Genomic DNA, 14,626 nt, shown 5'->3' with positions numbered 1-14,626 from the left:
AATGGCGTTATTGGAACGGTCAGGCCGTAGCGGCAACAATGGATAAAAAGTCATACTAGCCATGTCCTCACGTCATGGCTCGGAACCCAAATGAAACGACCTCCACCGCTGCCCACGCTACACACGTTTCTGATCACGGCCCAATGCTGCAACTTCACTCGGGCTGCCGAGCAACTGCACATCACCCAAGGCGCGGTGAGCCGGCAAATCGCCGGGCTTGAAGATCATTTGGGTTATGCACTGTTCCAACGCCAGGCACGCGGCTTGACCCTGACCGCCGAGGGCCAGGCCTGGTTGCCCCGGGTGCAGCAGGTATTCAGCCTGATCGGCGAAGCGGTCGAGCAGATCGGGGAGAAGCACCATACCCTTCAACTCAAGGCCCCGACCTGTGTGATGCGCTGGTTGCTGCCGCGCCTGTTGCAATGGCAGAGGGAGCGACCGGACGTGCCGGTTGAACTGACCACCACGGTCCGGCACGGCGTGGATTTCCAGCGTGAGGCGTTCGACGCGGCGGTGATCTACGGCCCGCCGCCCGATGCGTCATTGGCTTGCCTGCACCTGTTCGATGAACAGCTGACCCCCGTGTGCTCGCGCCCCTTGCTGGAAGGTCCGGTCCCGTTGGTTTCACCCATCGATCTGCAACAGCACCTGCTATTGCATCCGACCGCCGACGAGCGCGACTGGAAAGCCTGGCTGGCGGCGGCCGATGTTCACTTGAGCAATGTCAGCAGGGGCCAGCATTTCGAAACCCTGGACCTGGCGATGTCCATGGCTTCCCAGGGCACCGGCGTGGCGATTGGCGACTGGTCGCTGATCGGCGACGACCTCAGCGCCGGCCGGCTGGTGATGCCGTTTGAACTGAAGGTCAGGACAGGGTTGGGTTATCACCTGGTGTATCCGCGCAAATCCGAGGTGTCGGGGTCGTTGCAAGAGTTGATGGGGTGGTTGGTGGAGCAGGCTCGGGCCCGGTAGTTGCGTTGCTCTGATCCCCAGGGGAAAGGGGATTTATCTGTGGCGAGGGGTTTTATCCCCTCGCCACAAAAACGCCCTGGCGTCGGTTAGAGCAGATTCGGCGCCTGTGCCGGCTCGACCTGCGCCCAGTGCGAAGTGTCTTCGCGGTGCTGCTGCAGATACGGCAACACTGCCCCCAGCAACGGTTCCTTGAAGGCTTCTTGAAAGCGATGGGCCAGGCCCGGGATCAGCTTCAACTGGCTGCCGCGAATATGCGCCGCGAGATGCACGCCATGCATCACCGGCAACAACGGATCGGCGGTCCCATGGACCACCAGGGTCGGCACCTGCAACTGATTGAGCAGCGCTACCCGGCTGGGCTCGGCCATGATCGCCATGATCTGGCGCTTCACGCCCTCGGGGTTGAAGGCCCGGTCGTAGGCTACCGCAGCCTGGTGCAGCAAAGCCTGTCGATCGTCGATCACCATCGGGCTGCCGAGCGCGGCCAGCAGGTCTGCTTGTTGTTCAAGGGCCACTTCTCGATTCGGTGCACTGCGCCGCGACAACAACTGCACCAGCGTTTCACTGGGCGCCGGCAAGCCTTGCGCGCCGGAACTGGTCATCAGCAACGTCAGGCTCTCGACTCGCTGGGGCGCCATGGCGGCCATGTGCTGGGCGATCATCCCGCCCATGCTGACGCCTAATACATGGAAGTTTTGCACCTGCAACGCGTCCATCAAGCCCAGGCCGTCGGCGGCCATGTCCGTCAGCGAATAAGGCGCCGCCACGGGCAGGCCAAGCTTGTAGCGCAAGGCTTCGAATGTCAGGTTGGCGCTGCCAGGGGGCTGGCGCCAGGTGGACAGGCCCACGTCCCGGTTGTCGTAGCGGATCACCCGGAAACCCTGTTCACACAGCGCCACCACCACTTCGTCCGGCCAGTGGATCAACTGCCCGCCCAAGCCCATCACCAGCAGCAACGCCGGATCGGACGCACGCCCGATGCTCTGGTACGCCAGGCTTACCTGGTCCAGGTCGACCCGTTGGGTCGCGACATTGACATCACAACGAGACGCCGCCAACGACGGCAAGCCGCACAACAACGCGGCCAGGAAAATGAATACACGCATGAACAAATACCAAAACGCAGAACCCCAGTAGAGCGCGAGTCTGATGAAGTTTGTTCAAGCGCGCTGCCACAGTTGCGTGACAATTTGATGAAGATTGCCGAGTGGTCGTCGCATCCCCCAGGACAACCACGATTACCTTTCGTCGAAATCAGCCGCGACCTGTCAGGTTCGACAGTAGCCAGATCGCCTCTGCCCCCATTGAATGGTCGTCAGCGCCAACATCAAGCGCTTCATTCTGCCAGGACCATACCCATGGGCATCCACGCTATCGAACGCGACGTATCGAATCGACGGTCGACGCCAACCTGCCCTTCGCAAGTACGCATTGAGTGCCCCTCTGCAAGCCCCCCTCGACGCTTCGATGATCAGGAGTTTGACCATGAGCCAATTTGAACAGATCCATGGACGTTCACCGGTACGCGCGCGCGGTGCCATGAGCATTCCTGGCGCCATACCACTGGATAACGGCTTTGCCGGCGTCAATCGCAAATTGCTCAAGGAGGACGCATCAGGCTTGCCCATTCTCATTCCGTCCACCTTGCTCCTGGCCGGTGATCGCGTGGATGTGTGTATTCGCAGAATCGATACGCCCCTACTCTCTTTCGTGGTGCCTCAACCCCACGACATCAATTCACCGCTGTCACGCTTCATCGAAGCCGAACGGGTGCCGGAGGGCTTCGGCGAGCTGTTCTATCGGGTCAATGGGGCGGAATCGGCAGACCTGAAAATCCTGGTCAGGAAACATTCGCCGGGTGGCGTCGATCCTGCGCCCAAGCTCCCCGGCCACGGCTTGTTGAGGGCTCCCCGACTCGGTGCGAGCGAGGTGGACGACAGCCAGGATGTCACGGTTACCATTCTCCCGTGGAGGGGCATGCAACGCGGCCATAGGGTGAACCTGCAATTATCCGATCGATGCCTGCCGCATACCGTAACGTCCGATGAGGAAGGCGGACCGATTACTTTCACGATTGCCAAGGAAACGCTCGCCGAACTCGGCCATTGCGATACGCTGTTGTTCTACAAGCTCTGGGATGAGGTCGGCAACCCGGCGAGCGACCGCTCCCAGACCAGTGAGTTGCGTATTCGGCCGTCATCGACCGGGGCCATGGGTATGGTCCAGCAAGCGCCCGTTATCCTCGGCGTAATCAAGATAAGGTGATTGACCTGGCGGGACTCGATGGCAAGGACGTCACGGTAGAAGTCGACGTCGCGGCCAACGGCCTCGCCGTGGGCCAACAGGTAAAACTCCATTGGCGCGGCGAACCGGTGGACGGACCGTTGCAATTATTGACCTGGACCCAGCCGGTCGGTCAGGCGCCAAGCGTCGTTTTCACGATCAACTCCACTGAGTTGTCTGCCCTGGTGGGCAGTTGGATCAGTGCCGCGTGGACATTGGTGGGAGGAGACGAGTTCCAGGTGTCTCCAGCTGCCGAATGCCTGCTGCTGGACTCCTCGCAGACCATGGTCCTTGAAGAGGAGGATCCATCGCTCCTCAGTCTCTCGTGGCCAATTGTGCCGGGAGCGATACTATCGGTGGAAGGCTCGGAAGCGAGAATCGGCATTCCAAAACTGATATACGACGGTTTGACTGACGGCCTGAAAGTAATCATCAACCCTTGGAGGTTAATCGCCGCAAATGACACCTGTCGGCTGCGGCTCAATGGCGAAACGGCAACTGTCGATATAAAAATTGTGCTGCCGGGACAGGAACAAGACGATTTGATCCTATATGTTCCACCACAGCGGCTCCTCAATGGCATCAATACGCTGGTCTACAGCGCACAGCGCCCCAGCGAGAACGAAGCCTTCAGTGAGCCTATCACCATGCTCTACCATAAGGTCCGTCCCGGGAATAAGGATCTCGACCCCGGGACAGAAGGTCACTCCGAACTCAAACTGGAGTTCCCTATCGCGGAAAACGCTGGCATCGACATCGTCAAGGAAGGCCTGGATGGCAGGTTGCAACAACTGACCGTGCATTGCCGCTATCCCTACTGCCGCCCTTACGACCATATCGATATCGCTTTCGGCAGGTCTATCGTTCATTTCAGCGTTCCCTTCGATCAGGCCCCTCCCGTGGCATCCACCACCCCTACGACCGTAAGCGTGGTCATTACGGGCGCCGACCTGAACAGCATTCGAGATCGACGAGCCATGCCAGTCAGCTTTACTGTTACTGACGTCCTGGAAAATACCACGGACCCTTCTGCAATCTGGTCGGCAACCGTCTACATTGATGTCGATCGACAAAACAACCGTTTGCCCGCACCGATTTTTTGCGAAGACCTGAGTGACAACAACGATGCGCCTGAAATAATCGACCTGGATAAACTGGCCGGCGCCGATTTGTCGTTGATCATTCAGACCATTCATTCCTCATACCGGGCAGGGGACGAAGTCAGCGCAATCTTCAGAAGCCCTTCCGCGCCGGACTTTGCCGTTCCGGTCGGCATTGTCACAGAGGAAATCGGCCAGCCCAAACCGCTGGTGCTGCGAGTGCCCAATCGTCTGCTTGTCTCCGATACGACTGTCAGTTGCAGCTATGACACCAGGTTCAAGACGCTCAATCAGGAAGGCTATTCGAAAACCGCCTACGCCCAGGTCGTAGGCTTCGGTTCGCTGAAACTGCCCAACCTGCTCGAAGCCAGCGGCGAGGGCGCCGAGCAGCGATTGGCGCCCTTGGATGCAATCAATGGCGCCACTGTGCGAATAGCGTTCGCCGGTCTACTGGCCACCGACATGATCAAGCTGACATTGACAGGCGCTCCGGGCGCCGGTACGCCAAATATTGCTCCGGTGCCGGGAGAAGCCGACGGCAGTGTCGACATTCCAATCCCCGCTTCGGTGATCGCCGCCAATATCGGCAACGGCGTGAACAGCACCTTCACGCTCAGATACGAGGTGATTCGCGGCACCCAGACCACGCCATCGGGCACCGTCACCGTGACGGTCTCGCCACTTCCCTCCTCCAGCCTGGTTTCGCCCGTGTTCTTCATCAACAATGCCGAAACCCTGAACGTGCTGGACCTGAGCAGTTTTACTGGCGACGCGGTTATTCGCGCCAAGACTTGGTCATTCATCGCAGCCGAACAGCAGGTACGCATGACTCTGGAAGGTCGAACAGCGGACAACAAGCCCAGCGATCGGCCCGTTTGGAGTGGCGGACGCAGCAGGGTCAACCCTCAGTGGGTCACGGATGGGTTCTGGCCTGTCACGATACCTCGCTCTTACCTTGAGACCCTGGGAGACGACACTCAATTATTGATCAAATTCAGCGCATCCCTGGATGTGCGGGATAACCCCGCCACGGATATCGATTTCCCCGACCGTGTCTACCGAGTCGGAAAAGCGGGACAAGCGCCCACCATCACATCGGTAACGGCCAACGGCACCGAGATCCCCAACGGCGGCGAAACCTCCTTGAGCCTGATTACCGTGACCGGGACGATCACACCTGGCAGGCCGGTGGACCTATATGATGGCACTGTGCGGCTAGGCGCGGGCAGCGTAACGGGGACAACCTGGACCTTTGGCCCATTGGACTTCGCGGAGGGCGTCCATGCCCTGACCGCAAGAGCCCAGGACGGAACGGTGTCGTTTCCGCCAAGGATCTTCAAAATCGTAACCGATGCCCAGGTCCCCACCATCACTGCGGTGACGACCGACGAAGGCAACGTCCCTTACGGCAACACGACCTATTACCGCAAAGCAAGCGTCACGGGCACCGGCACAGCGGGACAATCCGTGGAGCTGCTCGACAATAACGTTTCCATCGGTCGTTACGTAGCCCACAACGGCGTGTGGAGCGTGCCGACTCGACTGTTCAGCGCAACCACCCATGTCCTTACCGTGCGTAGGGTCGATGGCAGTAATAAAAGCTCTACGTATGTTTTCGAAGTGAAGGAAGGGCTTGAAAAGGATGTGGTTCCATTTTCCCATGGAAAGGACGAAAGGTGGGCTTGGGGCGGGGCGGGGGCCGAGCACGACGTGGGATGGAAGTTCTATTCTCAGCCGGGTTATTACCATAGGTACATCAAAACGCATACCAACAGTTCCGCAGGGTTGGTTTTATTCAAGTCCTTCGCAGACCTTACACCCGGCGCAACCTACCTCTTGTCTGCGAGCGTTCTTCGAGATAACGGACCTTTCAGCGCACCGCGGCTACAGCTCACGACGAGCGCGGGTGATAAATCAGCGATTTACACTCTTGCCGTTCAATACGCACAGACAAGCTTATCGCTTGAATTCGTTGCCAGTTCACCCAATATGACGATGCAGGTCATGAATCATGAACCCTCCGGTGAGGGGAACGATTTTGCGATAGGACATATCCAGATCGAGAAAAAAAAACTTCCCTCGTGAGGAGACGCCCGCTAACGCCCTAAAAGAGCCCGCGATCCTCTCGCGGGCTACTTTACGACAGCACGAGCTACCGTTCGAAGCTCAAGCCAACTGACCACGCAACTGTCGCGCCGCCGCCACCAAATTCACCAATGCGGCTTCCGTCTCCGGCCACGCCCGGGTCTTCAAACCGCAATCGGGGTTGATCCACAGCCGCTCGGCGGGGATGCGCTGCACGGCTTTGCGCATCAGCGCCACCATTTCGGCGGTGTCCGGCACCCGTGGCGAGTGGATGTCATAGACCCCCGGGCCGATGTCGTTGGGGTAGTCGAACGCCTCGAACGCATCGAGCAATTCCATGTCCGAACGCGAAGTCTCGATGGTGATGACATCCGCGTCCATGTCAGCGATGGCCTTGATCACGTCGTTGAATTCGCTGTAGCACATGTGGGTGTGGATCTGGGTTTCGTCACGTACTCCCGATGCGCTCAGGCGGAACGCTTCTACCGCCCAGTCGAGGTATTGCTGCCATTGACCGCGACGCAACGGCAAGCCTTCACGGAATGCGGCCTCGTCGATCTGCACGATACCGACGCCTGCCTTTTCCAAGTCCAGCACTTCGTCGCGCAAGGCCAGGGCCAACTGTTGGGCCTGGACTTTGCGCGACACGTCTTCGCGCGGGAACGACCACATCAACATGGTCACCGGGCCGGTGAGCATGCCTTTCATGGGTTTGTCGGTGAGGCTTTGGGCGTAGCGAATCCAATCGACCGTCATCGCCTCGGGCCGGCTGATGTCGCCATAGATGATTGCCGGTTTCACACACCGCGAGCCATAACTCTGCACCCAGCCGAAACGGGTGAAGGCGTAGCCATCCAGTTGCTCGGCGAAGTATTCGACCATGTCGTTGCGCTCGGCCTCGCCATGCACCAGAACATCGAGGCCCAGGCGTTCCTGGATCTGCACGGCATGGCGGATCTCGGTGTGCATGGCATCCTGATAATCGTTGGCCGACAGCTTGCCTTGCTTGTAGGCCTGGCGTGCCAGGCGAATGGTCGGTGTCTGTGGGAAAGAGCCAATCGAAGTGGTGGGAAACGCCGGCAGTTTCAGCCGTGCGCGTTGCCGTTCGATGCGCTTGGCAAACGATGAGTGCCGTTGGCTGTCTTGTGGCCCGATCGCCGCCAGACGCTTTTGGACATCGGGTTTGTGAGTACGCGTCGAACGCGCGCGGCTGGCCTGTATTTCCCGGTCATGGACCAAGGCCTGCTGCACGTACGGCGCTTGCGGATCGTTCAATGCATCGCGCAACACCGCCACTTCACCGCACTTCTGCACGGCGAACGCCAGCCAGCTCTTGATCTCGGGGTCGAGCTTGTCTTCGCGCTCCAGGTCCACCGGGCTGTGCAGCAGCGAGCATGAAGTGCTGACCCAGAGGTTGTCGCCGAAACGCTCCTGGGCCGGGCGCAACTGCGCCAGCGCCAGCTCCAGCTCACAACGCCAGACGTTACGCCCGTTGACCAGGCCCACCGAGAGGATCTTGTAGGTAGGCAGGCGATCCAGCACCTGGCCCAGTTGCTCCGGGGCGCGCACCGCGTCGATATGCAGGCCGTCCACCGGCAGGCTCACCGCCAGGCCGAGGTTGTCTTCAAGGCCACTGAAGTAGGTCGCCACCAGTTTCTTCAGCGGCGAGTACTGGAGGATGTGGTAAGCGCGCTCGAAGGCGCTTTTCCAGGCCAACGGCAAATCGAGGGTAAGGATGGGCTCGTCGATCTGCACCCACTCCACGCCTTGGGCCTTGAGACGATTGAGAATTTCACCGTACACCGGCAGCAGGCGCTCCAGCAGGTCAAGCTTGTCGAAGTCGCCACCCTTGGCCTTGCCCAGCCACAAATAGGTCAACGGGCCGATGATCACCGGTTTGACCTGATGGCCGAGGGCATGGGCCTCGTCCACTTCATCGAACAACTGTTCCCAGCTCAGGGCGAAGGACTGGTCGGCGGAGAATTCCGGGACCAGGTAGTGGTAGTTGGTGTCGAACCACTTGGTCAGCTCTTGCGCGTATTGCGCCTGGCCGTGGTCGACACCGCAGCAACTGGCCGTGGCGCCGCGGGCCATGGCGAACAGGGTGTCGAGGGTCGGTCGGCCCTGGGCGTTCAAGGTGCCGTGGAAACGTGGCGGGACGGCACCGAAGGTCAAGGTGTGGCTGAGGACCTGGTCGTACCAGGCAAAATCGCCCACCGGTAACAGGTCGATGCCGGCATCCTTCTGCAATTGCCAATGCCGGGCCCGCAGCTCACGCCCCACCGCTTGCAGCGCCGTCGGGGCCAGGTCGCCCTTCCAATGGGCTTCGAGGGCTTTTTTCAGTTCGCGGTCGGCGCCGATACGGGGAAAACCGAGGGTGTGGGCCAGGGCCATGGTGCGTGTCCTTCTGTAAAAGATGGCGCCATTGTCGACAGCCAGCCCTGCATGAGACAAACTCAACCTTTTCGTGTTGATCACAAGTTTTACTCATGGAGCGATTACGGTGCTTGAACTCCGTCACCTCAAGACCCTGCATGCCCTGCGCGAAGCCGACAGCCTGGTAGAGGCCGCCGAACGCCTGCACCTGACCCAGTCCGCCCTCTCCCATCAGTTCAAGGAATTGGAAGAGCGCCTGGGCATGCAGTTGTTCGTACGCAAGACCAAGCCGGTCCGCTTCACCAGCGCCGGCCTGCGCCTGCTGCAACTGGCCGATGCCACCCTGCCGCTGCTGCGCAGTGCCGAACGGGACATCGCGCGACTGGCGGGCGGCACCGCCGGGCGCCTGCACATGGCGATCGAGTGCCATAGTTGCTTCCAGTGGCTGATGCCGACCATCGACCAATTCCGCGATGCCTGGCCCGAAGTCGAGCTGGACCTGGCTTCGGGCTTCGCCTTCGCCCCGCTACCGGCCCTGGCCCGTGGCGACCTGGACCTGGTGGTGACCTCCGACCCGCTGGAGCTGGCAGGTATCACCTACGTGCCTCTGTTCACCTACGAAGCGATGCTCGCGGTCGCCAACCAGCATCGATTGGCGGGCAAGCCCTACATCGTGCCCGAAGACTTGATCAGCGAAACCTTGATCACCTACCCGGTGGAACGCGATCGCCTGGACATCTTCACCCGCTTCCTCGAACCGGCCGACATCGAACCGGCCCAGGTCCGCACCTCCGAGCTGACGGTGATGATGATGCAACTGGTCGCCAGCGGCCGCGGCGTTTGCGGCATGCCGCATTGGGCACTGCATGAATACAGCTCACGGGGGTATGTGAAGGCCAAGCGGCTCGGGGAGAAGGGCCTGTTCGCCACGCTGTACGCAGCGGTGCGTACCGATATGCTCGATGCGCCGTATATGCGCGACTTTCTGCTGACGGCGAAGGACACGTCATTTTCTACATTGGATGGGGTCAGTGCCGTGCGCTGAAGCACAGCGTGATGACACTCGGCGTCCAAAAAACCCGTTCGTCTTAAAAGGCAGCTCACCTGTCAGCTCTGACAGGTGACGCTTTTCTCCTTTAGCGCTCTGATGACATCAGCTCTTGCCAGTTCAGAACCGTAGCCGAGGAGAAAAATATGGACACCCCCCGCACCGCAGCGCAGGACGACGCAGCACTTGTGCTACGCCCAATGGACATTAACGGCATGAAGAGGGACGTGCTGCCAACAGGGACCTACCACGGCGGCATTCCCTTGAGCATTCACTCGTCGTTGATCAAGTTGTACATGACAATCGATCCGAGCAGGACGCTCTCCAAACCACTGGGCGTCAATGACACCGTGGAGCTGTGGGTCAATGGAAAACCGACATCCGTGATCAAGATCATCAAGCCAGGCGAGGAGAACGCCACTTACAGCATGGAGTTGCCATGGGGATGGCTCAACGACGGCGCCAACACAATGTTCTATCGAATGACCCGACCCGGCAGCCACAATCATGAAGACTCGATCCCAGTGCTGAACCTGCTGTTCCATTATCCGGCTTCCACGATCACGGTCAGCCATCCGCCCAGCGTCGACCCAGCACAGCCAGGCACAGGCACATTCACCTTAACCCGCAGCTACCCGCGCGCATACGACGAAGTGACACTCACCGTGGGGACCTGGAGCAAAACGATTCCTTATGCCCATCCCGCCAATCCGATCACTTACACCCTGACGGCCGCCGACCTGCAGCAGATCGGCGACGGCACCCACCCGGTGAGCGTGCGGACAGTCGATCAGTTGGGCAACAGCAGCGTGTCGCCTCCGAGTTCCATTGTCATCGGCACGGCACCGGCAGAATGGGTAGACCACTACACATCACTGGCGGAGGCGTACAACGGCTGGATCCCCTATCACGCAGCGCGTTCAGGATCCATCCGACCGCACGTCATGGGCAATCAAACGGTAAACGCGTTTTTCAACTTTACCGACCAGGGCGAAACGGACGGCTTCGCCGGAGTGATCCTCTACCAGGACTTCCTTTTCATTCCCGGGCAATACCAGTTCACGTTCGAGGGTACTCACGTCGCCGACAGCAGCCACATCCCAAATCTGGAAAACCCGATCCTTTACCCGACCACCAGCATGCCGGAATTTCCTAGCATTCCCCGTGTCGTCCCCAAGGATGGTGTCTGGCACTTGTTTGCCATTGAATTCACCATCACCCAAAAAGGGTCGGTGCGCATGTATATAAATAATGATCAGGATAGTAGCAATGGCAACGATTTCGGCCTGCGAAATATCAGGATCGTGCGCGTGGAGAGTGGCGCAGGAAGCATGAGCGTGCCTGCCGAGCAATCCAAGCTGCGCGTTTATACCGGTCCGCGACCAGCGATCACATACCCTTGAGCCGGTTATCGGGACAGGGGCGGATCAAGCTTCTGTGGCGTTTTCCCCGGGGACCGTGATCTGGCGCCACATGTGGATTTTATCGAAGTAATCCTCACCCACCCGCACCGCCAGAGGTTCAAGGCCGAACTGGACAAAACCGCAGCGCTGGTACAGCTTGAATGCGGCTTCGTTGCCGGCGGTGACGGTAAGCTGGATGAGTTTCAGTGCAGGGTGGCTTTGCGCTTCGGCCAGTGCAGCTTGCATCAGCTCATAACCTAAACCGTGCCGGCGAAAAACGGCCGACACATACATGCCAAACAGCGTTGCCTTGTGACGAGCCTTTTCTCGCGGTTCGAAAGCAAGGCCCACGATGCCCACCAGGCTTCCAGCTTCGAACGCACCCAGCACCACATCGAGCTTGCTGGTCAACCGGCCTTCCCACCAACTCAACGGCATTGCCGCCCGCTCCCGCACACTGGACGTGAACGCCTGCGGATGAAGGTCGTAGGCTTCAAGCATCAGCTCGCGATAGGCCAGGGCGTGGCTGGCATCCAACCGTTCGATCCACATGCTCACGCCGTCCGGCGTTGCTCAAGCATCAGTCGCAGGGCGAGCGTACCGAGTACGAAGCCCAGGAAATAACGCTGCGCTGCCAGCCAGGTCGGATTATGGACAAACCATGAGGCGATGCCGGCGGCGAACAGCGCGATCAGCAGGTTGACACTGAAACTGACGCTGATCTGGGTCAACCCGAGGATGATGCTCTGGGTGAACAGCGAACCGTGTTCCGGGCTGATGAATTGCGGGAACACCGACAAGTAGAACACCGCGATCTTCGGGTTCAAGGCGCTGGTAAGAAAGCCCATGGTGATCAGCTTGCGGGTCGAATCCGCTGGCAATTGCTGGGCCTGGAACGGCGAACGCGCGCCGGGTTTCACCGCTTGCCAGGCCAGCCACAACAGGTACAACGCACCGGCCCACTTGAGGATTTCATAGGCCATGGGCACTGCAAGGAACACTGCCGTCAACCCCGCCGCCGCCGCGAACATGTGCACGAAGAAGCCCGCGACCACCCCGAGCAAAGAAGTGACACCAGCCTTGCGGCCCTGGCAGATCGAACGGGAGATCAGGTAGATCATGTTCGGGCCGGGCGTGAGCACCATCAACAACGCGGCGGCGGCGAAAATCAGCAGGTCCGGCAATGGGATCATGGGCGTCATTCCTTGGGGTGCGAGATTCAGCAGGTCGCCAGGCAAGTGGCCCGATAAAACGGCAGGATCACCTCGCCTGTCAACGGTGCCAGCAAAAGATCGCTGTCGCCGGCCGGGTCGATCCAACACACCTCTTCGATTTCGGCCGCTGGCGAAACCGGAGCGTCAATGCTCAGCAAAAACACTTCGGCCTGCACGGTAAACCCCGGTTCGTTGGCCGCCGGGGCGCTGAACACGCCCAAGTGACGGGCCTGGGCCGGGTCGATCCGCAACCCAAGCTCTTCTTCCAGTTCACGGGCCAGCGCCTGCACCGGTTGTTCATGAGCCTCGATCTTGCCGCCCGGCTGCATGAAGGCGCGGGTGCCGCGTTTGCGCACCAGCAGGGTTCGGCCGTCCGGGCCGAGCAACAGGGCGGCGGCAATGCGGATGAGGGAGGTGGTCATGGGGGATAGAAGCCTTGGCCGGGGAAATAGCGGGGAGATTACAGTGCGTAGGGGTGGGAGCAAAGTCTGGTGCTGGACTAAAAATCAGCGACGTTCCTCTGTGGGAGGCTGATGCTGTTCACTTAGGTGTGTATATCCGTTTCTTCGGTAACGGCCACTTAGGGTTTCGCCCTTACGGCGACCCTAAGCAGCCGTTACCGCAGCAACGGATATGTACCCAATCCAATCCAGAACCCAGTCACCCCAACATCGGCTTCGGTGCCGAAGGATCGGCCTCCTCCTCGGGAATCTTGACGAATACGCTGTACCGCGCGCCTTCCATCGCTTCGAAGGCGATGAGCTTTTCGATCAGCGGGCCGCTCATGACCTTGCCGGCATTGAGCAGCAGCATGCCGTTGTCGGCGTTGAGGTTGCGGGCCAGGACCATGCCGGCCGCCAGCTCGCGGGTGGTCACGACTTGTACCGTCGGGTCGGACAAGGTCACGTCTTCGAGGTATTCGGCGCAGGCCTTGATGAAGTCCTCGACCATGTCCGGGTCGTATAGCTTGCCGGTGTATTTGCGGATGTAGACCAGCGCTTCGTCGCTGTTCATTTGCCGTTCCAGGATCAATCCGCGCTGCAGCTCGATGAAATCCACCGCCAGCTTCAGCAGCCGCGAGCCGAACGGAATGGCCTCGCCGCGCAAGTGATCAGGGAAGCCACTGCCGTCCCAACGCTCCTGGTGATGCAGAATGATCCGCGCCGCATCCTTCATCGGGTCCAGGGTCATCAACAGCGATTCGCTCTGCTTCGGATAGGCGCGGTACAGCTCCAGTTCGCTGTGGTGCAACATGTCCGCCGGCGTGACCATCATGTTGTCGGTCCAGCTCAGCTTGCCGATGTTGTAGAGCGCCGCAGCCATGGTCAGGTCGCGGTCGGTGGATTCGTCGAGGGAGTTGAGGCGGCTGTAGACCCGGATCAGCTCGATGATTTGCCGGTTGGTCTGCTTGGCCTTGGGCAGGCGCAGGTTGGCGATCAGCGAGAATACTTCGGTGCCGGTCACATAACTGCGCTTGAGCTCTTCATAGGCCAGGTCGAGCATGTCAGCGGTCTGCTGCAGCTCGGCGGTGCGCGACGCCACGCGTTTCTCCAGCGTAGCGTTGAGAGTCTTGAGTTGCTGGTTCTGCTCGCGGTTCAGGGCTTCGAGGCGCTGGCGCTCGCTTTCCGAATGCTGGTGGGCAAGGGCCTGGCGCAAGGCCTGCACCAGTTCCTCGTCGTTCCAGGGCTTGCTGAGGTAGCGATAGAGCTGCCCCTCGTTGATGGCCTTGGTCATCATGTCCACGTCGGCATAACCGGTGAGCAGGATGCGCAACGTCGAGGGATATAGCTTGCGGATTTGCGCCAGCAGCGTGGCACCGTCCATGTTGGGCATGCGCGCGTCGGTCATCACCAGGTCGACCGGCCGCTCCTTGAGGATTTCCAGGGCCTTGGCGCCACTGTCGGCCAGCAGGATTTCGTACGGCTGGCTACGCAACAACCGACGCAGGCTGTTGAGAATCGACTCTTCGTCATCGACCAGCAACACCGTCGGCTTTGTTACCGGAACGTCCGGCGATTGATCTTCCATTTGGAACCCCCTCCTGTCATCGACAACCGTTCTACCCTAGCCCCGAATGACAGACTAGTAGATTGCGAAAATTTAGACACAATTCGCCGTCACTCACCGCGCGCCTCCGATGAGCCG

The 14,626-nt window shown here is 59.9% G+C and carries 11 protein-coding genes; 5 read left to right on the top strand and 6 right to left on the bottom strand.

The window, feature by feature from the left end:
- Window positions 1-90 precede the first annotated feature (90 nt).
- On the top strand, window positions 91-972 hold the full coding sequence (locus tag JZ00_RS14550) for a LysR substrate-binding domain-containing protein (RefSeq protein ID WP_039591430.1): 882 nt from the start codon (window positions 91-93) through the stop codon (window positions 970-972).
- An 86-nt stretch (window positions 973-1,058) separates the two neighbouring features.
- Here the strand turns inward: JZ00_RS14550 and JZ00_RS14545 are convergent, their stop codons facing one another.
- Window positions 1,059-2,078, bottom strand: coding sequence for an alpha/beta fold hydrolase (locus JZ00_RS14545; RefSeq protein ID WP_039591431.1), 1,020 nt, complete (start codon window positions 2,076-2,078; stop codon window positions 1,059-1,061).
- 379 nt (window positions 2,079-2,457) lie between these two features.
- Between JZ00_RS14545 and JZ00_RS14540 the strand changes: the two genes are divergently transcribed.
- Entirely contained in the window at window positions 2,458-3,237 is a 780-nt protein-coding gene (locus tag JZ00_RS14540; RefSeq protein WP_039591432.1) for a hypothetical protein, read from the top strand.
- A complete protein-coding gene (locus JZ00_RS14535; protein ID WP_039591433.1) occupies window positions 3,234-6,440 on the top strand; it encodes a hypothetical protein in 3,207 nt (1,068 codons plus the stop codon). Before JZ00_RS14540 ends, JZ00_RS14535 begins: the two co-directional genes overlap by 4 nt.
- An 81-nt stretch (window positions 6,441-6,521) precedes the next feature.
- On the opposite strand, the gene metE is transcribed toward JZ00_RS14535, so the two are convergent.
- Window positions 6,522-8,834 carry a 5-methyltetrahydropteroyltriglutamate--homocysteine S-methyltransferase gene (metE, locus tag JZ00_RS14530; protein WP_039591434.1) on the bottom strand — a complete coding sequence of 771 codons (2,313 nt, stop codon included), beginning with the start codon at window positions 8,832-8,834 and terminating at the stop codon, window positions 6,522-6,524.
- A gap of 109 nt (window positions 8,835-8,943) precedes the next feature.
- Here metE and metR point away from each other — a divergent pair, with 109 nt between their 5' ends.
- Entirely contained in the window at window positions 8,944-9,861 is a 918-nt protein-coding gene (metR, locus tag JZ00_RS14525) for a transcriptional regulator MetR (RefSeq protein WP_030138430.1), read from the top strand.
- Between the two features lie 149 nt (window positions 9,862-10,010).
- On the top strand, window positions 10,011-11,267 hold the full coding sequence (locus JZ00_RS14520) for a hypothetical protein (protein WP_039591435.1): 1,257 nt from the start codon (window positions 10,011-10,013) through the stop codon (window positions 11,265-11,267).
- Between the two features lie 24 nt (window positions 11,268-11,291).
- Here the strand turns inward: JZ00_RS14520 and JZ00_RS14515 are convergent, their stop codons facing one another.
- From JZ00_RS14515 to JZ00_RS14500, 4 genes are all read right to left on the bottom strand, one after another.
- Window positions 11,292-11,819: a GNAT family N-acetyltransferase gene (locus JZ00_RS14515; protein ID WP_039591436.1), complete on the bottom strand. Its 528-nt coding sequence runs from the start codon at window positions 11,817-11,819 to the stop codon at window positions 11,292-11,294.
- Window positions 11,820-11,821: 2 nt separating this feature from the next.
- The gene (locus JZ00_RS14510; RefSeq protein WP_039591437.1) at window positions 11,822-12,460 is read right to left on the bottom strand and encodes a LysE family translocator; all 639 of its coding nucleotides are present in this window, start codon (window positions 12,458-12,460) and stop codon (window positions 11,822-11,824) included.
- Between the two features lie 26 nt (window positions 12,461-12,486).
- Complete coding sequence (locus JZ00_RS14505) at window positions 12,487-12,903, bottom strand: NUDIX hydrolase (RefSeq protein WP_039591438.1); 417 nt, start codon at window positions 12,901-12,903, stop codon at window positions 12,487-12,489.
- A gap of 238 nt (window positions 12,904-13,141) precedes the next feature.
- On the bottom strand, window positions 13,142-14,509 hold the full coding sequence (locus JZ00_RS14500; protein WP_039591439.1) for an HD domain-containing phosphohydrolase: 1,368 nt from the start codon (window positions 14,507-14,509) through the stop codon (window positions 13,142-13,144).
- Window positions 14,510-14,626: the final 117 nt, after the last annotated feature.

The sequence above is a fragment of the Pseudomonas frederiksbergensis genome (assembly GCF_000802155.2).
Taxonomy (GTDB): Bacteria; Pseudomonadota; Gammaproteobacteria; order Pseudomonadales; family Pseudomonadaceae; genus Aquipseudomonas; species Aquipseudomonas frederiksbergensis_A.
Note: the sequence above shows the minus strand (reverse complement) of the source record. Positions and strands in the feature narration are given on the sequence as shown.